This window comes from Streptomyces yongxingensis, assembly GCF_055597465.1.
In genome coordinates this window covers 5,089,174-5,113,093 of sequence record NZ_CM145717.1, presented here as the reverse complement: position 1 = coordinate 5,113,093, position 23,920 = coordinate 5,089,174, and the positions used below count along the sequence as shown (strand labels likewise).

Annotated in this window: 27 protein-coding genes and 1 tRNA gene; 13 read left to right on the top strand and 15 right to left on the bottom strand. The window is 71.4% G+C overall.

What is annotated here, in order from left to right:
- The first annotated feature begins 161 nt into the window (after positions 1 to 161).
- The 12 genes from ACZ6TD_RS21775 (at position 162) to ACZ6TD_RS21720 (ending at position 12,134) form a co-directional block, all read left to right on the top strand.
- Entirely contained in the window at positions 162 to 584 is a 423-nt protein-coding gene (locus ACZ6TD_RS21775) for an NADH-quinone oxidoreductase subunit A (protein ID WP_471356467.1), read from the top strand.
- Positions 575 to 1,243 carry an NADH-quinone oxidoreductase subunit B gene (locus tag ACZ6TD_RS21770; RefSeq protein WP_471356464.1) on the top strand — a complete coding sequence of 223 codons (669 nt, stop codon included), beginning with the start codon at positions 575 to 577 and terminating at the stop codon, positions 1,241 to 1,243. The genes ACZ6TD_RS21775 and ACZ6TD_RS21770 overlap by 10 nt, the downstream gene beginning before the upstream one ends.
- Positions 1,240 to 2,757, top strand: a complete 1,518-nt coding sequence (locus tag ACZ6TD_RS21765; protein ID WP_471356462.1) for an NADH-quinone oxidoreductase subunit C — start codon at positions 1,240 to 1,242, stop codon at positions 2,755 to 2,757. The genes ACZ6TD_RS21770 and ACZ6TD_RS21765 overlap by 4 nt, the downstream gene beginning before the upstream one ends.
- Positions 2,754 to 3,719, top strand: a complete 966-nt coding sequence (locus ACZ6TD_RS21760; RefSeq protein ID WP_471356459.1) for a complex I subunit 1/NuoH family protein — start codon at positions 2,754 to 2,756, stop codon at positions 3,717 to 3,719. Before ACZ6TD_RS21765 ends, ACZ6TD_RS21760 begins: the two co-directional genes overlap by 4 nt.
- Positions 3,719 to 4,354 carry a NuoI/complex I 23 kDa subunit family protein gene (locus ACZ6TD_RS21755; protein WP_471356457.1) on the top strand — a complete coding sequence of 212 codons (636 nt, stop codon included), beginning with the start codon at positions 3,719 to 3,721 and terminating at the stop codon, positions 4,352 to 4,354. The genes ACZ6TD_RS21760 and ACZ6TD_RS21755 overlap by 1 nt, the downstream gene beginning before the upstream one ends.
- Positions 4,351 to 4,989: an NADH-quinone oxidoreductase subunit J family protein gene (locus ACZ6TD_RS21750; RefSeq protein ID WP_471356454.1), complete on the top strand. Its 639-nt coding sequence runs from the start codon at positions 4,351 to 4,353 to the stop codon at positions 4,987 to 4,989. Before ACZ6TD_RS21755 ends, ACZ6TD_RS21750 begins: the two co-directional genes overlap by 4 nt.
- On the top strand, positions 4,989 to 5,390 hold the full coding sequence (gene nuoK, locus ACZ6TD_RS21745; protein WP_471356452.1) for an NADH-quinone oxidoreductase subunit NuoK: 402 nt from the start codon (positions 4,989 to 4,991) through the stop codon (positions 5,388 to 5,390). Before ACZ6TD_RS21750 ends, nuoK begins: the two co-directional genes overlap by 1 nt.
- Positions 5,387 to 7,405 (top strand): NADH-quinone oxidoreductase subunit 5 family protein, encoded by a 2,019-nt coding sequence (locus ACZ6TD_RS21740; protein WP_471356450.1) that lies wholly within the window; start codon positions 5,387 to 5,389, stop codon positions 7,403 to 7,405. The genes nuoK and ACZ6TD_RS21740 overlap by 4 nt, the downstream gene beginning before the upstream one ends.
- Positions 7,406 to 7,408: 3 nt before the next feature.
- Positions 7,409 to 8,998: a complex I subunit 4 family protein gene (locus tag ACZ6TD_RS21735; protein ID WP_471356447.1), complete on the top strand. Its 1,590-nt coding sequence runs from the start codon at positions 7,409 to 7,411 to the stop codon at positions 8,996 to 8,998.
- Positions 8,995 to 10,560 (top strand): NADH-quinone oxidoreductase subunit N, encoded by a 1,566-nt coding sequence (locus ACZ6TD_RS21730; protein WP_471356445.1) that lies wholly within the window; start codon positions 8,995 to 8,997, stop codon positions 10,558 to 10,560. The genes ACZ6TD_RS21735 and ACZ6TD_RS21730 overlap by 4 nt, the downstream gene beginning before the upstream one ends.
- A gap of 318 nt (positions 10,561 to 10,878) precedes the next feature.
- Positions 10,879 to 11,745 (top strand): zinc metalloprotease HtpX, encoded by an 867-nt coding sequence (gene htpX / locus ACZ6TD_RS21725; protein WP_471356443.1) that lies wholly within the window; start codon positions 10,879 to 10,881, stop codon positions 11,743 to 11,745.
- The gene (locus ACZ6TD_RS21720; protein ID WP_471356440.1) at positions 11,742 to 12,134 is read left to right on the top strand and encodes a YccF domain-containing protein; all 393 of its coding nucleotides are present in this window, start codon (positions 11,742 to 11,744) and stop codon (positions 12,132 to 12,134) included. Before htpX ends, ACZ6TD_RS21720 begins: the two co-directional genes overlap by 4 nt.
- A 71-nt stretch (positions 12,135 to 12,205) precedes the next feature.
- Here ACZ6TD_RS21720 and ACZ6TD_RS21715 read toward each other — a convergent pair whose 3' ends face one another.
- Positions 12,206 to 12,694, bottom strand: coding sequence for a YajQ family cyclic di-GMP-binding protein (locus ACZ6TD_RS21715; protein ID WP_030835003.1), 489 nt, complete (start codon positions 12,692 to 12,694; stop codon positions 12,206 to 12,208).
- Positions 12,695 to 12,883: 189 nt separating this feature from the next.
- On the opposite strand from ACZ6TD_RS21715, the gene ACZ6TD_RS21710 reads away from it, so the two are divergent.
- Positions 12,884 to 12,965 (top strand) — tRNA-Tyr (locus ACZ6TD_RS21710).
- A gap of 161 nt (positions 12,966 to 13,126) precedes the next feature.
- Here ACZ6TD_RS21710 and ACZ6TD_RS21705 read toward each other — a convergent pair.
- The 14 genes from ACZ6TD_RS21705 to ACZ6TD_RS21640 form a co-directional block, all read right to left on the bottom strand.
- A complete protein-coding gene (locus tag ACZ6TD_RS21705; RefSeq protein ID WP_471356437.1) occupies positions 13,127 to 14,491 on the bottom strand; it encodes a tyrosine-type recombinase/integrase in 1,365 nt (454 codons plus the stop codon).
- Between the two features lie 63 nt (positions 14,492 to 14,554).
- Entirely contained in the window at positions 14,555 to 14,743 is a 189-nt protein-coding gene (locus ACZ6TD_RS21700; RefSeq protein WP_421109742.1) for a helix-turn-helix transcriptional regulator, read from the bottom strand.
- 118 nt (positions 14,744 to 14,861) lie between these two features.
- Positions 14,862 to 16,262 carry a DNA primase family protein gene (locus ACZ6TD_RS21695; protein ID WP_471356434.1) on the bottom strand — a complete coding sequence of 467 codons (1,401 nt, stop codon included), beginning with the start codon at positions 16,260 to 16,262 and terminating at the stop codon, positions 14,862 to 14,864.
- A gap of 355 nt (positions 16,263 to 16,617) precedes the next feature.
- Positions 16,618 to 17,523: a bifunctional DNA primase/polymerase gene (locus ACZ6TD_RS21690; protein WP_471356432.1), complete on the bottom strand. Its 906-nt coding sequence runs from the start codon at positions 17,521 to 17,523 to the stop codon at positions 16,618 to 16,620.
- Between the two features lie 96 nt (positions 17,524 to 17,619).
- Positions 17,620 to 17,922, bottom strand: a complete 303-nt coding sequence (locus ACZ6TD_RS21685; protein ID WP_471356429.1) for a hypothetical protein — start codon at positions 17,920 to 17,922, stop codon at positions 17,620 to 17,622.
- Positions 17,923 to 18,144: 222 nt separating this feature from the next.
- Positions 18,145 to 20,265, bottom strand: a complete 2,121-nt coding sequence (locus ACZ6TD_RS21680; RefSeq protein ID WP_471356427.1) for an ATP-binding protein — start codon at positions 20,263 to 20,265, stop codon at positions 18,145 to 18,147.
- Positions 20,266 to 20,371: 106 nt separating this feature from the next.
- Entirely contained in the window at positions 20,372 to 20,704 is a 333-nt protein-coding gene (locus ACZ6TD_RS21675) for a hypothetical protein (protein ID WP_471356424.1), read from the bottom strand.
- A 47-nt stretch (positions 20,705 to 20,751) separates the two neighbouring features.
- Entirely contained in the window at positions 20,752 to 21,105 is a 354-nt protein-coding gene (locus tag ACZ6TD_RS21670; RefSeq protein WP_471356421.1) for a hypothetical protein, read from the bottom strand.
- A 16-nt stretch (positions 21,106 to 21,121) separates the two neighbouring features.
- Positions 21,122 to 21,598 carry a hypothetical protein gene (locus tag ACZ6TD_RS21665; protein ID WP_471356419.1) on the bottom strand — a complete coding sequence of 159 codons (477 nt, stop codon included), beginning with the start codon at positions 21,596 to 21,598 and terminating at the stop codon, positions 21,122 to 21,124.
- A complete protein-coding gene (locus ACZ6TD_RS21660; protein ID WP_471356416.1) occupies positions 21,595 to 21,984 on the bottom strand; it encodes an RRQRL motif-containing zinc-binding protein in 390 nt (129 codons plus the stop codon). The genes ACZ6TD_RS21665 and ACZ6TD_RS21660 overlap by 4 nt, the downstream gene beginning before the upstream one ends.
- A complete protein-coding gene (locus tag ACZ6TD_RS21655) occupies positions 21,984 to 22,844 on the bottom strand; it encodes a DUF2637 domain-containing protein (protein WP_471356413.1) in 861 nt (286 codons plus the stop codon). Before ACZ6TD_RS21655 ends, ACZ6TD_RS21660 begins: the two co-directional genes overlap by 1 nt.
- Positions 22,841 to 23,128, bottom strand: a complete 288-nt coding sequence (locus ACZ6TD_RS21650) for a hypothetical protein (protein WP_471356410.1) — start codon at positions 23,126 to 23,128, stop codon at positions 22,841 to 22,843. Before ACZ6TD_RS21650 ends, ACZ6TD_RS21655 begins: the two co-directional genes overlap by 4 nt.
- On the bottom strand, positions 23,125 to 23,577 hold the full coding sequence (locus tag ACZ6TD_RS21645; protein WP_471356407.1) for a Pycsar system effector family protein: 453 nt from the start codon (positions 23,575 to 23,577) through the stop codon (positions 23,125 to 23,127). Before ACZ6TD_RS21645 ends, ACZ6TD_RS21650 begins: the two co-directional genes overlap by 4 nt.
- Complete coding sequence (locus ACZ6TD_RS21640) at positions 23,574 to 23,843, bottom strand: DUF6284 family protein (RefSeq protein WP_471356404.1); 270 nt, start codon at positions 23,841 to 23,843, stop codon at positions 23,574 to 23,576. Before ACZ6TD_RS21640 ends, ACZ6TD_RS21645 begins: the two co-directional genes overlap by 4 nt.
- Between the last annotated feature and the right edge of the window lie 77 nt (positions 23,844 to 23,920).

The window sequence follows — 23,920 nt, the reverse complement described above, 5'->3', positions numbered from 1 at the left end:
CCTGCGGGGGCTCCGCCATGGGGCTACCCCCACCGCATGGCGGACGGGCCGCCCGGCCGGGCGGCGGCAGGGCCTAGACTTCCCGTCCGTACGGATCGTCGAACACGCGAGGTCGACGAGGAGCGGACAAGGACCACGAGACCAGGGAGCGAGGGGCGGACGTGCCGGAGGCGACGACCGTACGCACCACCAGCGCCACCAGCGTCCAGCTCGCGGCCGACTACTTCCACGGCTATGCGGTGGTCGGACTGCTGGCGGCGATCGGCGTGATCTTCGTCGCCGTGGCCTTCGGGGCCGGACGGCTGCTGCGGCCCGTCGTGCCCACGCCCGAGAAGCTGCTGACCTACGAGTGCGGAGTGGACCCCGTGGGCGAGGGCTGGGCCCACACCCAGGTCCGCTACTACGTCTACGCTTTTCTGTATGTGATTTTCGCCGTGGACTCGATCTTCTTGTTCCCGTGGGCGACGGTCTTCGCGGCGCCCGGCTTCGGGGCCGCCACACTGGTGGAGATGTTCATCTTCCTCGGGTTCCTCGCCGTAGGTCTGCTGTACGCATGGAAGAAGGGCGTCCTGGAGTGGACGTGACACCGAACCCGACGCCGACGCCGACGACGGCCTCCGGGCCGTCGGTCCCCGCGCCCGCCCCGGTGGACCTGCCGGAGCCGCGCCGTCTCGGCCCGCTGGCCCGGCTGGCCCCCGAGCCGATGAAGGTGGTCCTGAACTGGGGCCGCCGCTACAGCCTGTGGGTCTTCAACTTCGGGCTCGCCTGCTGCGCGATCGAATTCATCGCGGCGTCGATGGCCCGCCACGACTTCATCCGGCTCGGCGTGATCCCCTTCGCGCCGGGACCGCGCCAGGCCGACCTGATGGTCGTCTCCGGCACGGTCACGGACAAGATGGCGCCCGCGGTGAAGCGGCTGTACGAGCAGATGCCGGAGCCGAAGTACGTGATCTCCTTCGGGGCCTGCTCGAACTGCGGCGGCCCCTACTGGGACTCGTACGCCGTGACCAAGGGCGTCGACCAGATCATCCCCGTCGACGTCTACGTCCCCGGCTGCCCGCCCCGGCCCGAGGCGCTGCTCCAGGGCATCCTCAAGCTCCAGGAGAAGATCGCGCGCGAGTCGCTGGGCGAGCGCTACGGGAACTCCGGCCCCGGCACCCCGTCCACGGCCGCGGGCCGCCCGTCGGCGGCCGCGCTGCGCAGCGGACTGGTCACGCCTCCGGGGCGGGAAGACACGCGATGACCGAGCGCAACGAGCCGAACGAGCCGAACGAGACCCCGGGGCCGACCGGGGCCGTGGAGGCGACCGGGGCGGCGGAAGGCGCGGAGGTCCCCGAGGCCGAGCCCGCGGCCGAGGTGGCGCCTCCTGTGGGCTGGCTGCCGCGGTCCGCCGCGGAGCTGTTCGGCGAGGGTGCCGCGGCGGAGCAGGCGTACGGCCTGCTGACGGTCGACGTCCCCGCCGACTCCTGGATCGCGGCGCTGGAGACGGCCCGCGACACCCTCGGCTGTACCTACTTCGACTGGCTGAGCGCGGTCGACGAGCCGGGCACCGGCTTCCGGGTGGCCGCGTACGTCGTCGCCCTGGGAACCCGCGGGGCCACACCCGGCCCTGGGCCCGGGGCCGGGCCCGCGGTGCGCGGTCTGCTGCTGCGCACCACCGTGCCGCACGAGGCGGCCGCGCTGCCGACCGCGACCGGCGTCTACGCCGGGGCGGCCTGGCACGAGCGCGAGACCCACGAGATGTTCGGCATCGGCTTCCCCGGGCACCCCGGTCTCGCGCCGCTGCTGCTCCCCGACGGCTTCGAGGGGCATCCGCTGCGCAAGGACTTCGTACTGGCGGCCCGGGTCGTCAAGGCATGGCCGGGCGCGAAGGAGCCGGGGGAGTCCGAACACGGCGGCCCCAAGCGGCGGCAGATGCTGCCGCCGGGTGTCCCCGACCCCAACGAGTGGGGCCCGCTCAAGGGCCAGTTGCCCCCTGCCCCGGCACGCCCGGCGCGGGGCGCCCGCGCGGCGGGCGCCGCCGCGGGTGAGCGCCCCGCCCGCCGCACCCGCAGCGCGACGGCGGGCTCGGCGAGTCAGCGTCCGGCGGAGGCGGCTACGGAGGCTCCGGCCTCGGCGGCCGAGCGCCCGGCGCGGCGTGCGCGCAGCGCCAGCGAGGGCTCGGCGAGTCAGCGTCCGGCGGAGGCGGCAGATACGACGGGGGAGACTCCCGCCTCTGCGGCCGAGCGCCCAGCACGGCGCTCCCGCAGTGCGAGCCAAGGTTCCGCGAGTCAGCGTCCGGCGGAGGCGGCGGGGAAGGCTCCGGCCTCTGCGGCCGAGCGCCCGGCGCGGCGTGCGCGCAGTGCGGGCGAGGGCTCGGCGAGTCAGCGTTCGGAGGGTGCGGAGGCGGCGGCCGAAGCCTCGGCCACGGACGCGGCCGCCGGTGGGCGGGACGCGGCCGCCGAGCCGTCGGCGCCCGAAGCCCCGGCTCCCCCGCGGCGCCCGGCGCCGCAGCGCCGTTCGTCCGACGCCCCCTGGCACCACGCGCGCCCCGCGCGGGACGAGGACGCCGAGCCCCCGCGTGAGCCGAACGCGCCGGAACCGGAAGCGGAGACCGAGGCGGCCGGAGACGGACGCGGCGGGAAACCCGAACCCGCACCTGCACCCGACGCCCCCGACGCCCCCGACACACCCGACGCCCCCGACACCCCGGCCGTCCCGGACGCCACCCCCGACAACGACAACGACACCGACGACCAGCCAGGAGGCACCGCGTGAACGACGTCCTCGACGTCGCGCTGCGACTGCTCGCCCTCCTGCTCGCCTTCCTCGTGCTGCCCCTGGTCGTGGGGCAGACCGAGCACAAGGTCATGGCCCATATGCAGGGCCGCCTCGGGCCGATGTACGCGGGCGGCTTCCACGGATGGGCCCAGCTCGTCGCGGACGGGGTGAAGTTCGCGCAGAAGGAGGACGTCGTACCGGCCGGAGCCGACCGGCGGATCTTCCAGCTCGCGCCCGCCGTCGCCCTGCTGCCGTACCTCCTCGTCCTCGTCGCGATCCCGATCGGCCCCGCCGAGGGCGCGGTCGGCCAGGTCCTGGACGCGGGCATCTTCTTCGTGCTCGCCGTGATGGGCGTCGGGGTGCTGGGTTCGCTGATGGCGGGCTGGGCCTCGGCGAACAAGTTCTCCCTCCTCGGCGGTCTGCGTACCGCCGCCCAGCTCATGGCGTACGAGCTGCCGATGCTGCTCACCGCCGCCTCCGTGGCGATGGCGGCGGGCACGGTCTCGCTGCCCGGCATCCTCGACGCGTTCGAGTGGTGGTGGGTGCCGTGGCAGATCGTCGGCGGGGTGGTGTTCTTCACCGCCGGTCTCGCCGAGCTGCAGCGCCCGCCGTTCGACGCGCCGATCGCCGACTCCGAGATCATCTTCGGTGCGTACACCGAGTACACGGGCCTGCGGTTCGCGCTCTTCCTGCTCGCCGAGTACGCGGGCATCGTCGTCCTGTGCGGGCTGACCACCGTCCTCTTCCTCGGGGGCTGGCACGGTCCGTCCGCCGACGGCCTCGGCTGGCTGTGGACCCTGCTGAAGACGGCCGTCCTCGCCTTCATCGTGATCTGGCTGCGGGTCAGCTATCCGCGGTTGCGCGAGGACCAGCTCCAGCGGTTCGCCTGGACCTGCCTCATTCCGCTCTCACTGGCCCAGATCGCCCTCACCGGCGTCGTCAAGGTGGTGATCTCCTGATGGGCATCCCCGGATCCGGTCTGGCCAAGGGCCTGGCCGTCACCCTGCGCACGATGACCCGGAAGTCGCACACCGCGCAGTATCCGGACGCGCAGCCCGAGCTGCCGCCCCGCACCCGCGGGGTGATCGGGCTGTTCGAGGAGAACTGCACGGTCTGCATGCTGTGCGCCCGCGAATGCCCGGACTGGTGCATCTATATCGACTCGCACAAGGAGACCGTCCCCCCGGCCGCCCCGGGCGGGCGCGAGCGCAGCCGCAATGTGCTGGACCGGTTCGCGATCGACTTCGCGCTGTGCATGTACTGCGGTATCTGCATCGAGGTGTGTCCTTTCGACGCGCTCTTCTGGTCGCCGGAGTTCGAGTACGCGGAGGAGGACATCCGCGATCTCACCCATGAGCGGGACAAGCTCCGCGAGTGGATGTGGACGGTGCCCGCGCCGCCCGCGCTCGACCCGCGCGCCGAGGAGCCCAAGGAGATCGCCGCCGCCCGTAAGACCGCCGACAAGCTCGCCGCCGCCGAGGCCGCGCGGGCCGCCGAGGCCGCGCAGGCCCAGGCCGAGCGCGGATCCGGCGGGAACGGGGACGGAGACGGGAACGGGAACGGGAACAGGACCGGGAACGGAGCCGCCTCGTGAGCCCTGCGGTCCACTTGGCCGCCACCGGCCACGGGTTCCTGTCGCCGACCGGAGTCGAGATCGCCTTTCTGCTGGTGGGCATCGCGACCTTCGGCGCGGCCGTCGTCACCGTCACCACCAAACAACTGGTGCACGCCGCCCTGTGGCTGGTGGTGGCGCTCGGCGGCCTCGCCGTGGAGTACCTCCTGCTCACGGCGGAGTTCATCGCCTGGGTGCAGGTGCTGATCTACGTCGGTTCCGTCGTCGTCCTCCTCCTCTTCGGGCTCATGCTCACCAAGGCGCCCATCGGCCGCTCCCCGGACGCCGATTCGGGCAACCGCCCCGCCGCGCTCGCCGTGGCCGTGACCGCCGCGGGCGTCCTGGTGTGGGTGGTCGTGGACGCCTTCCGGACCACCTGGATCGAGCTGGACAAGGGCGTGCAGGGCTCCACCGCCGTCTCCGGTGAGAGCCTCTTCCGCCACTGGGTGCTGCCGTTCGAGGCGCTGTCCGTGCTGCTCCTCGCCGCGCTCGTGGGCGCGATCGTCCTCTCCCGCAAGAGCGGCGCCGACAGCGTCCCTGGCGCCGACCCCCGCAGCGGCCCCGGCACCGGCCACGACAGTGGCCCACGCGCCGGCCACGGCAAGGAGAAGCGCTGATGCACCTCGCCTACCCCGCCGTGCTCGCCGTCCTCCTCTTCTGCACCGGTCTGTACGGCGTCCTCGCCCGCCGCAACGCGATCCTGGTGCTGATGTCGGTCGAGCTGATGCTCAACGCCGTCAACCTCAACCTCGTCGCCTTCGACGTCTGGCTCCGCGACACCCTGCACGCGGGCCAGGCGCTGACCCTCTTCACCATCGCCATCGCCGCCGCCGAGATCGGCATCGGCCTCGCCATCGTCCTGCTCGTGTATCGCAACCGCGGCACCTCCGACGTCGACCGGCTGCGGGACCTGGCCGACCCCCCGTCGGCCGGCCAGGACCCGATGGACGACAGCGTGGCAGCCCCCACTGACAACGACGCCGACCAGGCACGACGCGCCCGGAGGCAGACCGCGTGACGACCACGACCGCCGCCGTTCTCGTCCCCCTCCTGCCGTTCCTCGGCGCCGTCGCCGGGCTCCTGCTGGGGCGCCGCGCCCCCGGTTTCGTCCGCCCCCTCGCGGTGCTGCCGACCCTCGCCGCGGCCGGGCTCGCCGTGCTCGTCGCCGTGCGGCAGGGCGGGGGAGCGGGCGGCGGCACGGCCCCGCTCACCGCCGCGACCCGGCTCGCCGACACCGGCTCGGTCCCGGTCGACCTGGCCCTCCAGATCGACGGCTTCGCCGCCCTGGTCGCGGTCCTCGTCGCCGTCGTCGCCTGCTGTGTGCAGATCTACTCGACCGGCTATCTGCGGGACGACCCCCGTTACCCCTCCTACGCCGCGCTCGTCTCCCTCTTCACCGCCGCGATGCTCCTCGTCGTCTACGCCGACGACCTGATCGTGCTGCTCGTCGGCTGGGAGATCATGGGCATCTGCTCGTACTTCCTGGTCGGCCACTACTGGGAGACCGCGGCCGCGCGCTCGGCGTCTCTGAAGGCGTTCCTGGTCACCAAGCTCGGCGACGTCCCGTTCCTGATCGGCGTCTTCGCGCTCGCGGGCGACACCGGCACGTTCCGCATCAGCGAGATCCACACCCGGCTCACCTCCGAGACCGCCGGGGCGCCGCTGGACCACCCCACCCTGATCGCGCTGCTGCTGCTGGCCGGGGTCGCGGGCAAGTCCGCGCAGTTCCCGCTGCATACCTGGCTGCCGGACGCGATGGCCGGTCCCACCCCGGTCTCCGCGCTGATCCACGCGGCCACCATGGTCGCCGCCGGTGTCTATGTGGTGGCCCGGCTGCTGCCCGTCTTCGCCTCCTCGGCCGCCGCGCTCGCCGTACTGGCCGCCATGGCGGCCGTGACGATGGTCGGCTCGGCGCTCGCCGCGCTGGCCCAGGACGACATCAAACGCGTCCTCGCCTACTCGACCGTCGGCCAACTCGGCTATATGACGGGCGCGCTGGCCGTCGACGACCGCGGCGCCGCCGTCTTCCACCTCATCACCCACGGCGCGTTCAAGGCGCTGCTGTTCCTCGGCGCGGGCGTGGTGATCCACGCCGCCGGCAGCAACTCCCTCGCCGCCATGTCCCGGATGAGCGGCCTCGCCCAGCGCATCCCCGACGCCTTCTGGACGATGACGGTCGCGCTGCTCGCGCTCGCCGCCATCCCGCCCTTCGCGGGCTTCTTCTCCAAGGAAGCCGTCCTCGGCGCCGCCGAGCACGCCGCCACCGGTCACACCTCCGGCGTCCCGGAGGGCGTCGGCTGGACCGTGTTCCTCGCCGGGTTGCTCACCGCGCTCCTGACCGCCGGATACGCGGCCCGGCTGTGGCTGCTCGCCTTCCGCGGCCAGGGCGAGCGCGCCCCCGACCACGGCAAGCAGCCGGTGGCCATGAACGCCGTCCTGTGGGTGCTGTTCCTCCCCACGGCCGCCCTCGGTCTCGCCTACGGCACGCTGCCCGACTGGTTCGACGGCGAGTCCCTCACCCCGACCCTCACCACGTCCGTCCTCGGCACCGGGCTGGCCCTCGGCGGCGCCCTCGTCATGTACGGCGCCTGGCGGCACAGCTCGGCGCGGGCCCGCCGGGTCCCGCTCGGCGCGGTGGCCGCCCATCCGGAGGCCGCCGACGCCGTCTCCGAGGCCGAGGCCATCGCCACCCACGAGGCGGCCTACGGCTCCATCGCGGGCGCCAGCGACCCCGCCGACCCCGGGCGGCTGCTCCTGGGCCCGCTGCACCGCCACGCGGCCGTCGGCTTCCACCTCGACGCCGTCTACAGCGCCCTGTTCGTCCGGCCCGTGCGGGCCGCCGCCCGGCTCGTCCGCTTCCTCGACCGTGAGGTCGTCGAGACGTACGTACGCGGCGCGGGCGGTGCGCCCCGCCTGCTCGGCGCGGCCGTGCGGCGCGCCCAGACCGGCAATGTGCAGACCTACCTCGGCGCGCTGCTCGCGGGCTCCCTCGTCCTGGCCGTGGCCGCCGTCCTCGTCGCAGCGGGAGCCTGACCCGTGAACCACACCGTCCTGCAACTCCTCCTCGCCGCCCTGGTCGTGCTCCCCCTGCTCGGCTCCGCCGCCGCCCTGCTCCCGGCCCCGCCCGGGCTGCGCGGCCGCGGCCCCGACCAGGCCGTCATGCGCCACGGCGTGACCGTCACCGGCGTGGTGCTCGCCGCCGCCATCGCCCTGGCCGCCGGTTTCGACCACGACCACCCGGCCAGGATGCAGGCCCAGACCGACATCGGCTGGATCCCGGCCCTGGACATCCGCATCCACCTCGGCGTGGACGGCGTCTCGCTGCCGCTGCTCGTGCTGACCGCGCTGCTGACCTTCCTCAGCGCGCTCTACGCCTACTTCAACCGGCCCTCCGGGCCGTCCCCCAAAGCCTTCGTCGCGCTGCTGCTCCTCCTGGAGTCCGGCACCCTGGCCAGCTTCGCGGTGCTGGACCTGATGCTGTTCTTCCTGGCGTTCGAGATGGTCCTCATCCCGATGTACTTCCTCATCAACCGGTGGGGAGGCGCCGAACGGGAGCGTGCCGCCTGGCGGTTCATCCTCTACACGCTGCTCGGCTCCGTCGTCATGCTGCTCGGCCTCCTCCTCGTCGGGCTCAAGGGCGGCACCTTCGACATGGTGGCACTCGCCACCGACAATGGCGCGAAGCTCAGCCACACCACCCAGCTCATCGCGGCCCTCGCCATCATCGTCGGACTCGCCGTCAAGGCCCCGATGTGGCCGCTGCACAGCTGGCTCCCGGACGCCCACACCGCCGCCCCCACCGTGGGCTCGGTGCTGCTGGCGGGCGTGCTGCTCAAGATGGGCACGTACGGCCTCGTCCGCATCGTGCTGCCGATGACCCCCGACGCGGCCCACACCTACGCGCCCTACCTCGCCGCGTTCGCCGTCGTCGGCATCATCTACGGATCCCTCGCCTGCCTCGCCCTCGCACGCACCGGCGCCAAGGGCGACCTCAAGCGGCTGATCGCCTACTCCTCCGTCGGCCATATGGGCTTCGTGCTGCTGGGCATCGCGACCCTCACCCCCACCGGTGTGAACGGCGCGCTCTTCGCCAACATCGCCCACGGCCTGATCACCGGACTGCTCTTCTTCCTCGTCGGCGCCCTCAAGGACCGCTCCGGCACCACCGACCTCGACCAGCTCTCGGGCACCAGCGGTGCCGCCCTCTACGGCAGGGCGCCACGCCTCGGCGGGCTGCTCGCCTTCGGCGCGGTGGCCTCCCTGGGGCTGCCCGGACTCGCCGGGTTCTGGGGCGAGATGCTCGCCATGTTCGGCGCCTTCGACCCCGCCGACGGGCTCAGCCGCCCGGCGTATCTCACCTATATGGCGCTCGCCGCCTTCGGCACCCTGCTCACCGCCGCCTACATGCTCATCGTCGTACGGCGCGTCTGCATGGGCGACCATCCGATCGAGCCCGGCACCGGGAGCGAGGCCGAGCGGCCCGCCCTGGCCGACGTCCACGGCCATGAATTCGCCGCCTGGAGCCCCCTGGTGGCCCTCACCGTCCTCGCCGGACTGTGGCCCGCGGCCCTCCTCGGCCTCACCGACCCGGCCGTGCAGCAGCTCCTCGCGGGAGGCACCCGATGACTCCGAACGCCTCGAGCCTCGCCACGAGCCTCGTGCAGTCCGTCGACTGGCTCGCCGTCGCACCGCCCACCATCGCGGCCCTGGCCGGCCTCGCCGTCCTCGTCGCGGACCTCTTCCTGCCCGAGCGCAGGAAGCACCTGCTGGGCTGGGGAGCGATAGCGGGACTGGCCCTGGCCGCGCTCGCCCTGCTGCCGCTGCTGGACGGCGACCGCTCCACCTTCTGCCTGACCACCGGCGCCCACGCGTGCAGCTATACGGCCGACACGTTCGCGCTCGTCATCCAGTTCCTGGTGCTCGGCGGGGCGCTGCTCACCGCGCTGCTGTCCTTCAGCGCCCTCGACGATCTCAAACTCCCCGCGGGCGAGTTCTGGTTCCTGCTGCTGTCCTCCGCCTCCGGGGCCGCCCTGCTGCCCGCCTCCCGCGATCTGGCCACCCTGGTCATCGCGCTCGAGGTGGCCTCGCTCCCGGCCTTCGCCCTCGTGGGCCTGCGCCGCGGCGACCGCCTCTCCTCCGAGGCCGCGCTGAAGTTCTTCCTCTCCTCGGTCACCGCGACCGCCGTGATGCTGCTCGGCGTCAGCTTCGTCTACGCCGCGACCGGCAGCCTCCACCTGTCCCGGATCGCCGACGCCCTCACCCATGTCGACCCGCGGCTGGACACGCTCGCCCAGGCGGGCGTCGTGCTCACCCTGGTCGGCTTCGCCTTCAAGACCGCCGCCGTGCCCTTCCACTTCTGGGTGCCCGACACCTACGTCGGCGCGCCGGTGCCCGTCGCGGCGTATCTGTCCGTCGTCGGTAAGGCGGTCGGCTTCTCCGGCCTCATCCTGGTGACCGTCCTCGCCTTCCCCTCCTACGCCGATGTGTGGGGCCCGGCCGTCGCCGTCCTGGCCGCCCTCACCATGACCGCGGGGAACGCCGCGGCGCTGCGCCAGCGCCCGGAGCGCGCCTTCAGCGCCGTACGGCTGCTCGCCTGGTCCTCCGTCGCCCAGGCGGGCTATCTGCTGGTCCCCATCGCGGCGGCCGGCTACGCCGACTCCGGCCGGGACGCCTCCCGCGCCGTCGGCTCCACCGTCGCGTACGCCCTGATGTACGCGGTCGTGAACCTCGGCGCCTTCGCCGTGGCCGCCCTGGTGGCCCGTACGAGCCCGGCCAACCGGCTCACCGACTACCGCGGGCTGTACGCGGCCCGCCCGGCCGCCGCCCTGGCCCTGGGCTTCTTCCTGCTGTGCCTGGCCGGGCTGCCCCCGGGCGTCATCGGCCTCTTCGCCAAGGTGACCGTCTTCTCGGCGGCGGTGGACGCGGGGCTGGGCTGGCTCGCGGTGGTGATGGCGCTGAACGTGGTGGTGGCGCTGTACTACTACCTCCAGTGGACGACGGTGCTCTTCCGCACCCCGGAGCCCGCGCCCGCCGCCGGGACGGAGCCCGTGCCCGCCGCCGGGGCAGCCATCACCCGCCCCCGCGCCGTCCCCCTTACGGCCGCCATCGCCCTCACCGCGGCCGCCGGCATCGCCCTCTCCGGCGCCCCGCAACTCGTCCTGCGATTCGCCTCGGACACCCTGCTGTAACCGCGTACCGCGCAACCGCCCCCGCGGGCCTCACCCGCGGGCGCCGCGCGCCTGGTCCGCCGTGCGCCGCGCCCGCCTTACGGCCGCCCCGGACCTCGCCGCGGCCTTCGGCATCGCCCTCTCCGGCGCCCCGCAACTCGTTCCGCGATGCGCCTCGGACACCCTGCCGCAGGCACCCCCGCGGGCCCCGTGGGTCCGCGCCCATGTGCACAAGGGAACTGGTGCCCTTCGCCTGACGTTGACTTTTTCAGGAGGGTCCACTGGAAGGTGGAGACACCAGGCAAAGGGTTCCCCTGCGGCACATCGGGAGGGCACACCGTGCACCGCCGGCACAACGGGCTGAAGACCGCCGTACTCCTCGGTGGTCTGTCCGCGCTCATCATCGTCATCGGCAGCCTCTTCGGCCGTACCGGACTGATCATCGCGGTGATCGTCGCACTCGGGACCAACGCGTACGCCTACTGGAACAGTGACAAGCTCGCCCTGCGCGCGATGCGCGCCCGCCCCGTCAGCGAGTTCGAGGCGCCAGGGCTGTACCGGATGGTGCGCGAGCTCTCCACGGCCGCGCGCCAGCCGATGCCCCGGCTCTACATCTCCCCGACCGAGGCCCCCAACGCCTTCGCCACCGGCCGCAACCCCCGTAACGCGGCGGTCTGCTGCACCGACGGCATCCTGCGGCTGCTGGACGAGCGCGAGCTGCGCGGGGTCATCGGCCATGAGCTCAGCCATGTCTACAACCGGGACATCCTGATCTCCTCGATCGCGGGCGCGCTCGCCAGCGTCATCATGTTCCTGGTGAACTTCGCCTGGCTGATCCCCATGGGCCGGTCCGACGACGACGAGGGCCCCGGCTTCCTCGGCATGCTGCTGATCATGCTCCTCGGCCCGCTCGCGGCCTCGATCATCCAGCTCGCCGTGAGCCGCTCCCGCGAGTACGAGGCGGACGCCTCCGGCGCCCAGCTCACCGGCGACCCCCTGGCCCTCGCCAGCGCCCTGCGCAAGCTGGAAGCGGGCACCAAGCAGCTTCCGCTGCCGCCCGAGCCCCGCCTGGAGACCGCCAGCCACCTGATGATCGCCAACCCTTTCCGCGCCGGTGAGGGCATGGCCAAGCTCTTCTCCACCCACCCGCCCATGCGGGAGCGCATCGCCCGCCTCGAGCAGATGGCAGGAGGCGGCCGCCCGTGAAAACGCTCCTGAACCTGGTCTGGCTGATCTTCTCCGGCATCTGGATGGCGATCCTCTATCTCCTCGCCGGGGTCCTGCTCTTCGTCACGATCATCGGCATCCCCTTCGCGATCGCGTCCTGGCGCATCGCCGGTTTCGCCCTGTGGCCCTTCGGCCGCACCGCCGTCCCCCGCCGCGACGCCGGAGCACCCTCCTGCGTCGGCAACGTCCTCTGGCTCGTCCTCGCGGGCTGGTGGCTGGCCCTCGGCCACCTCGTCACCGGTGTCGCCCTCTGCCTCACGATCATCGGCATCCCCCTGGGCCTGGCCAACTTCAAGCTCATCCCGATCTCCCTGGCCCCTCTCGGCCACGAAATCGTCCCCACCGACCAGCCCTTCGCCCACCGCTGACCGGGGGCGCCGACAGCGCCAGGGGCGGCACGGCCGTGCCGCACCGCCCCTGCCGCACCGGTCCGCGCTGCCTACCGGTAGTTGACGAACTGCACCGCGAAGTCGAGGTCCTTGCCCTTGATCAGGGCGATCACGGCCTGGAGGTCGTCCCGGCTCTTGGAGGTCACCCGCAGCTCATCGCCCTGCACCTGCGCCTTGACGCCCTTGGGGCCCTCGTCGCGGATGATCTTGGCGACCTTCTTCGCGTTCTCCTGAGAGATCCCCTCCTGCAGCGAGGCGAAGATCTTGTACTCCTTGCCCGACGCCTGCGGCTCGCCCGCGTCCAGGGCCTTCAGCGAGATCCCGCGCTTGACCAGCTTGGACTGGAAGACGTCGAGGATCGCCTTGACCCGCTCCTCGGAGTTGGCCCGCATCTCGATCCGCTCGCCCGACCACGCGATCGAGGCGCCGACGTTCTTGAAGTCATAACGCTGGGAGATCTCGCGGCTCGCCTGGTTCAGAGCGTTGTCGACCTCCTGCCGCTCGACCTTCGAGACGATGTCGAAACTGGAGTCGGCCATCGTGAGTTGGCTCCTCGTACGTAGATCCGTCAGTGGCACGGCCCAGCGGACCGCTCCGGCCAGCCTAGCGATCTCGGCCATGATCGAGCGGCGATCAACCGGGTGGCGAAGCACCCCCGCACATCAGGTATCGTTTACGTCGTTGCCAGGGAGCAGCGCCGCGAGAGCGGGGCACCTGGCCACATCCCAGGCGGTGTGCCCGAGTGGCCAATGGGAGCGGACTGTAAATCCGTCGGCTTAGCCTACCCAGGTTCGAATCCTGGCGCCGCCACACGAGGGAACCGGCCCCTGAACTGCGGAAACGCGGTCAGGGGCCGTTCTCGTCGGCAGATGGGAATCACGCCCGGAATGGTAGGGAATGTCCCAGACTGTCTCACTCGATTTCGCGTGTTGACCAGCGCGTGTGGGACATCTGTGGGACGGAGATTCCGATCACTTCCAGGTCTTCAGCGCCTTGTCGATGCGCGCGTTCGCCATGGTGGTCGCTCCGTCGAGGCACTTCGCGTAGACCTTCAGCAGGACGGCCACGGTGTGACCGGCGCGGCGCGCGACCTCCATGGGGTCCACCCCGGAGTTCAGCCACAGGGACACGCAAGCGTGACGCAGGTCGTAGGGGCGGGCGGCCAGCGCCGAAGCCTGCTGCTCCGGCGTGAGCACCTGCTTGCGGGCCCGCGCCCAGACCTCCCCGTAGCCGCTCTCCTGCACCAGACCGCCCCGGGCGGTTTGGAACAGCCGACCGTCGGGGGCCGTGCCGTACATCACCAGGTGATCCCGCAGCATCGTCACCAGGTCCGGCGGGATCGGAACCGATCGCACTTCCTTCCGGGGGCGCCGCTTCAGTCCGCGCTCGTCGTGTGCGGTCCCGGAGTCCGTCCAGGAACTGCCGACACGCGGCCGGGAGCCGTCGAGCCGCAGCGTCCCCCAGCCCGTGGCGGGAAGGTCGCAGTTCGCGCGCCGTAGCCACACGGCCTCACCAGGGCGCATGCCCGCGTGGTAGAGACAGCCGAAGAACGCCCGGAGGTGCTTACCCCGGTCGCCCTGCTCGGCGACGGCGTCGAGCAGGCGGCGCGCCTGCCGGGGGTTCACCACGGCACCGGGGTCCACCTGCTCCACCGAATCCGGGATGGTCCACTGCACCTGGGGGAGCGGGTTCGTGGTGAGCCGCCGTGCCTCCACGGCGAAGCCCAGGGCGTTATGGAAGATCGCGCGCTTGCGGCGGATCACGGACGCTGCGGCGTGCTCGCCGTCGAGGCGCAGCGTGAACGCGGTGAGCACCTTCCGCAGGAGCAGGGGGTCATCCAGCGCGCTCACGGGCACCGTGTTCCGTTCCACCCACGCGAGGATGCGTTCCACGTCCCTGGGCGGGTCCTCCTTCCAGCGGTTCATGTTGAACGCCCAGCTGTAGAGGGCCCGGCGGAGTTCCCTCGCGTCGGGCATTCCGCGACGGGTGGTGACCAGGGCCGGGGTGGCGCTCGCCATCGCTTCGGCCAGGGTGGTGCGCGTCTTGGCGGGGGCGGCCGGCCATTTCATCTCGATGTAGTCGCGTGCGTGCTGGTACCAGCTCACATCGTTGAGCTTTCGTAGCTCGGACAGTGGCAGGCCGGTGACCTCATCGAACGCTTCGCCCTTGTTGACGGCCATGAGCAGTTCGGCGCGGCGGCCATCGGCCTGAGTCTTGGTGGCAAAGCTCTCGGAGTGGGGCGTGCTGCCGACCTTCCAGCGGAGTTCCGCTGTGGTCCGGCGCAGATCCTTCCGCTGTCGTACGGCCCAGATGCGGACGTTGAACGTGTGTCCCACGGGGGTCCTTCCATGAGAAAGGGGTCCGGCCGCAGAGTGCGACCGGACCCCTTCGAGCCGAGGTCAGTAAGCAGGGGAATCGAGGTCTCGCCACCAGGCATCCAGGTCGCTACGCAGAACGCGAAGGTGACCGTTGGGGAGCTTGGTGAGCTTCGGGGCCTTGCCCCGGGCGCGCATCCGGTAGAAGGCGGCGCGGCTCATCTTGATCTCTTTGAGGACTTCGGGGAGCTTGAGCTTTTCGTCGCGTGCCACGCGTTCGACTCCTTCGAACAGCCGGTTGGTGAAAGGCTGGGGAGTTGCGCCCACATTGCTCTGAGTCGCGACTCATCGCGACTCAGAGCGGGTTGGAGGGCGCCTGAGTCGCGATGAGTCACGTCTCAGGGAGATGTGGTTCGGACTTGAGGGTGAGTCCGTTGTAGGTGGCCACCTGTCGCCCGTACGGGTCACGGGGCCGCGTCCGATGGAGCTGAGGGACGACAGACAGCAGGTTGCGTCCAAACACCTGCTTCGTGCCAGCACGAACGCCGTTGTCTTCGGCCCACTCCCGCCAGACCCCCCACAGCGCGTCCACGGGCACGCTGCACGTGGGTCCGGTGGTGCAGCGTTCGCGGATGAATGCGCTGGTGGGTGAGGCGGTGTCCTGCATGGTGGTAACTGCATCGCGACTGGACGCTGGCTCTGTGATCCGGCCGATGGACTCCAGTCGGGCGAGTCCATCGAGGGCCCAGTTGAGGATGCCGGGCATCTCCGCGATGAGCTTGTCCATGAGGGTGGGGTCTTCCTTGCCCAGCCAGGACACCGTCGTGTTGAGCAGGATGAAGCGGCGGGCGATGACTCCGGAGGAGTCGCCGAAGTGCGGCAGCTCGTTGGACAGGATCATCAGCCGCGTGGGCAGTTTGCCGGTCCACGGCTCGCGGTATTTGCGGTCGATGTCGATGGTGTCTTCGCCGGAGATGGTCAGCAGCCGTTCCACCACCTGGCTGTTGTCGTTGCCGGACAGCCGGGCGTCGGAGATGACCGCCAGCGGCTTGCCGATCAGGGTGGACAGACCGAAGTTCGTGCCGAGTCCGGCGAGGGTGGGCCCCGCGAGGTTCTCCTTGCCCACCAGCTCTTTCAGCACCCGGGCGATGGTCCCCTTGCCCGAACGCGACGGCCCGACCATGAGAAGGATCTTCTGTTGCTCGGTACGGCCGGACAGGACGTACCCGAACCACTCCTGAACCGCCCGGATGGACTCGGGGTCATCTGGCCAGACCTGCCGCAGGAAGCGTTCCCAGGTGGGCGCGCTGGCGTGCGGGTCGTAGGCGAAGGGGACGGAGACGAGGTTGAAGAAGTCAGGACTGTGCGGCAGCAGCGCGCGGTCCCGGATGCGCAGCAACCCGTTCTCGCACGCGACGATGGGGCCGTCGTCCCGGTCGGCGGCTTGCCGGTCGAGCCAGGCGGGGGCGTCCATGTCCGTGGGCAGCAGGGTGATGGCCCCGAGGGCGTCCAGCAGGTTGCCGATCTTCGGTTTGGTGGGGGCCCAGTCGCGAATCTCCGGCTCCCCGTCCTTGTCGGTGCCTGCCTGGTAGGTGGCGTGCTCCAGCCGCTCGTACATGGACTTCTTCACCTGCTGCTCGTCCAGCTCCCGCCAGCAGGTGCCGGTCCACCGCATCCACGAGCCGCGCCAGCGCCTGCACAGCAGGTGCCCGTCCTCGGTCTGCCAGTCCGGGAGGAGACGACGCGCGACAGCCATGGGGTTGGTGGGGGCGGGCAGTTCTTCGGCGGTCATGCGGCAGTCCTCCCTTCCTGAGAGCTGCGGAGCGGGCAGGCGGTCTTGTGGGCTTCGTGGTCAGCGATCAGCGCCAGCACCCCGCGACGGCCGACCGCGCTGCGGTCCCGGCCGCATGCGCACCACGAGTGGGCGGTGGGGGTGGCCCTGCGGTCCGGGGGTGCGGTGATGTGGAGCCACCCGACCGGGTACCGGCCGTCTCCCTGCTGCTGGCCAGAGCGAAGAGCAGAAGGGACGGCCTTCCGGCCGACGACTTTCGGCGCGCTACGGCCGTCCGGGGGCAGGCCCGGTTCGGCGGGGCCCGGCTGGTCGGCGGTGCTGGGGATGCTCTTCAGGGGAGGGCGGCGGGGGGTGTTCATGCCGTCTCCCGGCGCTGCTGGTTGTGTGCGATGGACCAGTTCAGCGCGCTGCGGAGGGTCGAGCGGCACTCGGACGCGGTGAGTCCGGCCGCCTCCCCCGCTCCCTGAAGAGCATCCTCGACCACGGACCGGGGGAGGTCGCCCCACGCGATGAACCGCCCGAGTGCTCGCGCCGCCCGGAACAGGGCCGCTTCGCGTCCGCCGTGTTGGGCGGCGGCCACGCTGCGGGTCTCGTTGGCCAGCGCGGTGTCGGCGTATCGGCGGGATTGCGCCGTTACGGCAACTGACGGGGCCTGTACGGGCTTTGGAGCGGGTTTGAGGATGCTCAGCAGCCATGAGGGCAGCGGGGCCGCCACAGGGGCTCCTACGGCTTCATACGGCCCGGCGGGGGTGATGCTGCCCGCAGCGACCACGTAGCCGCCCCATGCGCGGGTGTCGATCTTCTTCGCGAGCGTGCCCTTGGTGCTGGGCAGGCGGATGCCGGGCGGGGTGGTGAAGTACAGGTGCCTTCCGCCGCTGGGAGTCCGCACCGTGAGCGTGGTGGGGGCGGCCTGCCCGGCGCGCTCGTAGAGCGCATGGAAGGACGTCACGCCGCAAGGCGTGTCCGCATCGTCTTCCGGCTTGGGCATGTCGAGGTCGACCACGACCAGCCCGGACGGGCCGGTAGCGATGCCGATGTTGAACGGGGCCCGTGACCATGCCGTGCGGATGCGGTCGGGGTCGGTGGTGGCGCGCTGTTCCCACTTGCGGTGCCCGGCCGCGCACTCGCCCGTACCGGTGCAGGATGCCTCGCCGTGCAGGGCCGGGGGCTTGGTGCCGGGTCGGAGGGGGAAGACGTGCCAGTCGCGTTCAGCGGCCTCCAGCGCTGCGCGGAGCAGCGCGGAGCGTGCGTCATGGGTCATGCTGGAGGTCTCCAGTTCTATGGATTGGGCATGGAGACCGGGGCGGCCCTGAATCATTGGCGTGAGAGGGGGCCGCCCCGGGTTTGAGCCGGGATGTCAGGGCCGGTGCGGGCGGTGTTTGGCTCCGAGGTCGATGAGCCAGGCAGGCCAGTGCTCCGGCCAGCCCTGGTAGAACCACTGGGTTTTCCGAGCCGGGTTGTTGAAGCTCCACCTGCCCGGGCGTGCCAGCCGGAAGCGCCCGTAGACCTCGGCGCGGACGGGCCAGATCCCGGCGACGGGGCCGGTTGAGTCAAGCCTGTAGACGAAGGTGATGATTTCGGGGGTGATGATCACCCTGTCCCGGTAGACGATGTCGGGCTTGTCTTCCACGTGGAGCTTCACGGTCACGGTGTCGGCCATCGTTCCCCTCGTCAGTCGATGCGGAATCTGTGTTCGGAGCGGGCAGGGAGGTGGAGGCACCCCCTGTCGGGGCGGCTGTGGAGGGGGTTTCAGGGGTGCTGACCTGCGTGCCTCCCTGCCTCCCTGATGGATCATTTGGGCTGGTCAGGGCCAGGGAGGCGGCCCAGGGAGGGGTTCAGGGAGTTCTCCCTGCCTCCCTGGGTCGCGAGGGTTCGGCTCCCTCTACTCGGCAGCGGAAGCGGAATCCGTCTCGTCCCGCTCGGCGAGAGCGCGCAGGATGCGGTCGCGGCCGACGACCATGCGGCCATCGGACTTGTACGGCTCGGCCCCGGTGCCCTCCAGGACGCGCTTGAGGTCGATGAATGACCACTTGCCGTAGACGTCGGCGTCCAGCGCGGCGAGCCGCTTGAGCACGTCCTGGGTGAGCACGCGCGAGGCGTCCCCGACCACGTCGGCGATGTCGGCGAGCGGGTTCCGCTCCTCACCCCGGTCGATGACATGCAAGGTGGTCACGCCGTCCCGGAGGGCCTTGGCCCGGTTGATGATGGCCTCGGCCTGGTCGTCGTCGATGTAGTGCGTGCGCACCGTGAGGGACGACTGCCCCTTGGGGATCTCGATCCCGTCACTGGCGACGACCAGGGTTCCCTTGTCCAGCCCCTGCCTCAGCAGGTGCGGCGCGGCCCCGCCGTCGACGGCCTTGTCTCCCAGCGCCATGCGGGCCTGGGACTCGGTGCCCAGGGCGAGGGAGGCCCGGGTGTGGGCACCCTCGCGTACGAGCTTGGGGAGGTTCTGGTCGGTGGGGTCCTGTGTGCCCTCCCACAGGATCACGTCGACCGCCCGGCCCTGGTTGTGGACCTTGCGGACGGCCATGAAGTACCGGGAGGTGGCTTTGGAGCCGCCGTAGGGCCGGTTCTCCTCGTCCTTGACCGGGCACATGAACGCCACCTGTGCCTCGTCCACGATGCCGATCAGCGGCGCGAAGACGGCCTTGGGGTCGAGCCTGCGCGCCTCGATCCGGCGGTTCATCTCCACCACCAGACCCTCAACCATCTCGGTGGCCTCGATGACGTTCTCATCGGCCGGACCCTGGATCAGCACGGTGGCCAGGCCATCGAACATGGCCCAGTCGCCTACGCCCTTCAGGTCAGCGATCCGGAATTCCACCGTGCGGTCCAGCGCCGCCCACAGGGCCAGCGCGCGCAAGGACGCGGTCTTGCCCTGGTTCGACAGACCCGTGACCAGCAAGTGCCGCTGAAACAGGCTCAGCGCGGCAGCGTCCCCACGCAGATCCTGACCCCAGGGGGCGCGGCCCTTCTTGTAGTCGGCGGTCAGGGTCTCGTCGGTGACCAGCGGGGACGGCCCGATCGGCTCATCAAGCGCCCCGGAATCGGCAACCCACAACCTGACGGTGCGGGCCGCTTCGGGGATGGTGATGAACACCTCGTGCTCATGCCGGGACAGGTTCTCCGCGAGCTTCCGGCGCCGGTTCTGCACCTCGATCGTGGAGACCCCGGAAGGCAAGGTCACGTCGAGCTCGACGCCGCATCCGGCGATCACGATCGGGGAGAGCATCGCGGCCCCGGCGTCGCCCATTTCCTTGATGGCGTTGCGCAGGGCGGGAACGCCGAGGTCGCGCAGGGCTTTGACGACGATCGAGGGGGTGATGGGCTCCCCCTCGCTGCTGCGGGCGCCTGTGGGCAGGGCCCAGTTGGGTGCGGCTTGCTGGTGGCGGCCGACCGTCCACAGGCCGAGCAGGGCGAGGATGGGGCCGATCGTGACCAGCGGGCCCCACACGATGGCCACGATGGTGATGAGCAGCCGGATGAACTCGACCACGGCCATCAGCGGCGTGACCACGTCGGTGATGTCCTTGTTGGCGCAGGCCAGCACCACCCCGAGCGCCACCAGCGCGCCCATGCCCACGCCGGTGCCGACCACGGCGCCCTTGGCCATGGCGACCGGGGCGCGCAGCAGGTCCATCCGGCGGCGGTGCCTCGCCTCGCGGAAGCGCTGCCCGCGCTCCTCCCACTCGGCGGCCACCTCATAGTTTCCCGCGGCTTCGGCGGCCCGCAGCATGCGCTCATAGCGGGAGGCGGTCCGGCTGTCCCAGGTGCGGCGGGCAACGATCCGCGCCCCGCCCACCACGTACATGTTGTGCCGGACGACCGCACGGGCGGCGGTCTTGGTGCGCTCGTGCGTGACGGCCGTCCGCGCGGCGCGGCCGGAGCGCACCCACAACGGCACGGCCGGCGCGGGCGTGGCCTCGACCACGGTCAGGGTCGGCCGGTCCTCGGGGGTGGGAGTTGGGGTGTGCTTGTGGAGGTGAACGACGTTGTCGCTCATGCTGGAAGTCTCCTCAACTGCCCCCCTTTCGGGGGCGGGAGTAGGGGTGAGAGCCCCGGGGCGGCCGGTATTCCTTGGCCGGGAGAAGGGCCGCCCCGGGGCCAGGTCACAGACCCGCGCGGCGAATCGCCTGCGCGGTGGCCCGCGCCCGCTTCTCCGCCTGCGTGAGCGCGGTACGGGCGGCGGCCTTGTCCTCGCGGGAGGCGGCGCGTAGGGCGGCCTTGGCGGTGGCCAGCTCGGCCTTGGCCTTCTCGTTCTGGCGGTGCAGAGCGGCGGCCTCCAGGCGGCCGCGCTCCTCAGCGGCGTCGTCGATGGCGTCGATCTGCCGCTCGATCTTCGGGTCCACGGCATCGGCGGCCGCCTGCTTGACGCCGCGCAGGATGAGCCAGGCGCGCTTGCGCTTCTCGGCCGGGGTGTAGGAGCGGAAAGCCTCGCTCACAACGGTGTCCTTCCTGGTCACAGAGGAAATGGGTACGCGGGTGCCGGTCAGGTGGTGTGCTCGGATTCGCCGAACACCCCGTTCACCTCGATGAGCTGCACTTCGGTGGCCATGAGGTGTCCGAGGAGGCGGCCGGTGTCGGTCGCGGGGACGTCCCCGTACTCGCTCACCAGGGCGCGCACGGCTTCGAGGGTGAGGATCTGTTCGGCGAGGCGCTCCACGTCGTCGGTGGTGGGCTGGGTGACCGTGGCGGCCACCTCCGCGAGAAGGGTCCTGGCCTCAGTAAGGCGGCTGGACAGCTCTTCGGGGTCGTTCAGGTCGACCAGGCCCATCGCGGCGACGTAGTCACGGACGCGGGCGAGGGTGATGATCTGTTCGGCGGTGCGGACGATGTCGTCCATGGGGAGTTCTCCCGGGTCAGCGGTTGCGGATGGTGGTGTGGGAGCGGCCGAACCAGCGGTTGGCCACGTGGTGGTTGGTGATGTAGGTGTCGCCGCTCTTGCGGCGGCCGGTGGCCAGGGCCGCACCAGCAGCCACACCCCCGGCGAGGAGGGCCTTAACGAGGGAATCCACGACGATCGCGGCGGCCCCGGCGGCGAAGTACGCACCCACCCCAGCGCCAGCAGCGAACACGCCCTTGGCGGCCACCCGCTGAGCCTGCGGGTCCGCCCCGGACGGGGCCGGAACGGGTGCGGGGGTGTGGATGGTCGGCAGATCCTCGCGGCGGACGGCCACGAAGCCGCCGTGAGCGCCGGGCACGTAGACCACGGGCCCACGCTCGGCGGCGAGTTCGACAGCCCCGCTCAGCGGCTGCTGGGTGGGGCTGTAGGGGGCGGGGGTGAGCAGGTCGGGGACCGGCTCACCGGGCGGGTGGTAGGGCAGGGGCGTGGTCATGCCGCCTCCGTGTAATCGTCGGGATAGGCGCAGGTCACGCACACTCCGAGCGAAGTGGGGATGCAGTAACCCGCGTCCGTGGAGCACTGGGGGCAGGTCCGGCGGGCGCGCATCATCGCCTCGTGGGAGCGCCACAGGGCCGGGGTCATCGGCCGAACGGGCTTGGCCAGGTCCAGGCGGTAGAGGTAGGCCACCGACACACCGGACTTGCGGCGGCGGGAGCGGCGCATCACCTGAGCCGCTATCGGCTGACCACCCGGGCGCAGACCACGAGCCCGTAACTGACGACGCGTCGCGTAGCCGTCCGGCGCCAGTCGCCACGGGTACGTGACCAGGCCCCATGTGGTGCCGGTGGGGTCGTAGCACTTGCCGAATGCCGGGGACATCAGGCGGCCGCCGTCTCAGTAGCGGCGGACGACTCGGCGCGCTCGGCACGGAGCGCATCCCGCAGACCGCGCGCCTTCTCCGCTGAGGTGTGGACCTCCTTGCGGATGCGCTCGGCGGTCAGTTCGGCATCGGCCCACTCGGCGGTTGCTTCTCGGGCCTCGTCGAACAGTTCGGCGGGTGTCCGCTTCGGTCGGGTGGGCCGGGCCGACTTAGGTACTCGACCGGTCGCCCGACGCGGACGGGCCGACTCAGCCGCCACCGCCACAGCGGACGGGGCCGACCGGTCGGGGCCGGGCAGCTCGACCGGAGCCGGGGCGGGAAAGGGGGTCGGGGCGGCGCCCGGGGCGGGAGGCTCGTCGGCCGACTCTCCCAGGTAAGATATAGACCGATTGCTACCAACCTCAGCCGTTTTATCCGCATCGGTCGGCTCGGGTCGGTGGTGGAGCACCTTGGCGACCAGATCCGACCCGAAGTAGATCGACCCGACCGGAAGCGACGTGGCGAGCAGCACCAGGACCCAACCGACCTTGCCCAAGTCAGTCAGTCGGCCCGCGTCGACCGAACCGCTGTGCAGCTCGGGGACCAGTCCGTGAACGTAGTTCAGGACCAGTGAGGCGGTCGTGTAGGCGGCCAGCACTCGCAGCGCGAACCGCCGGTCGGCCCGGTCGGTCAGCACCAGCGCGGCAACCAGAGCCAAAGCCATCAGACCGTCGACCACGAACGGGTACAGCGTCGCGGCCGTCTCGTCGGCACCGATCGCGGCAGCGACGTCCCGCAGCGCGTTCCACGACACCCGGAACGCCATCCCGACCACGCCGACCAGAGCGAGAACGAGGGCGACCTTCGCCTTGCCGTTCATGCCGGGCCCCCTGTGTCTTCCCAGGGGGTGTAGGTGACCGGCGCGGTTTCGGTCCGGCCGCGCAGGTACGCGGTGGCCGACTCAAGGGCGTGGTCGTGTTCCAGGACACCGGCCAGAACGATCCGCGCAACGGCCGCACGGTCGGTCAGCAGCTGGTAATGCTCCCGCTCGTCCTCATCGGCCAGGCCCGGCAGCGGCAGGTCCAGCGCGTCATGCACGGCCCGCAGCAGCGCTGTAACGGCGTCCTCGGCCGGAGCCGCCCCGGGGGTGATGGCCTCGCTCACAGCGCACCCCCCACGGCCATACCAGCAGCCACGACCAGCAGGGCCCCGGCCGCGCGGGTCACGTCGATCGCGCGCTGAAGGGCGGCGAACTTGAGCAGCGCGATCCGCGAGAGGTTCGCGATGTCCTCCCCGCGCCGGTCCTCGGCCAGCAGGGCGCGGATCTCGTCGCCGGTCAGCCGGGCCCACAGCGGGAAACCCGCCACCGCGCCGGACATGTTCGGCCGGACCACCCGCAGCAGCAGCGCAGCGGCCGTCACCAGCAGCAGCACGCCCATGCCACCGACCACGTACACGGGGGTGGGAAGGTGCGCGTCGCCAGCGACGGTCCACACACCGGCCAGCACCGCGCCGATGAACGCCAGCAGCAGGCTGGCCTTGCCATCGGTCCGGGCGATTTCCGCCTTCACCTCCGCATGCGCGGCGGCAAGGTTCGAATCCAGCGTGTTCACGCCCTCACCTCCGACGTGCTCAGGTCGGCGGCGCGGTTGGCCAGCTCACGGCGGGCGGCCAGCACCCGCCGGTGGGCCCGGCGGATACGGCGCGCGTCCAGCTCGGACACCGGCCGGTCAAGCGTCATGATCTGCACGTCCAGCAACTCGACCTCGGCCGCGATGAGCGGCATCTCAAGGTCGATCGCGTCCAGCTCAGCGGCTGTCGGCTCGCGGTCGGACAGGTCGGCGGTAACAACCGCCTGATCAGCAGCGATGTGCTTCATGGGTCGTGGTTCCTTTCAACAGTGGTACGGCCCGAACAGCGGCGCCCGGTGTTGCAGCACCGGGCGCCGCGCGCCGT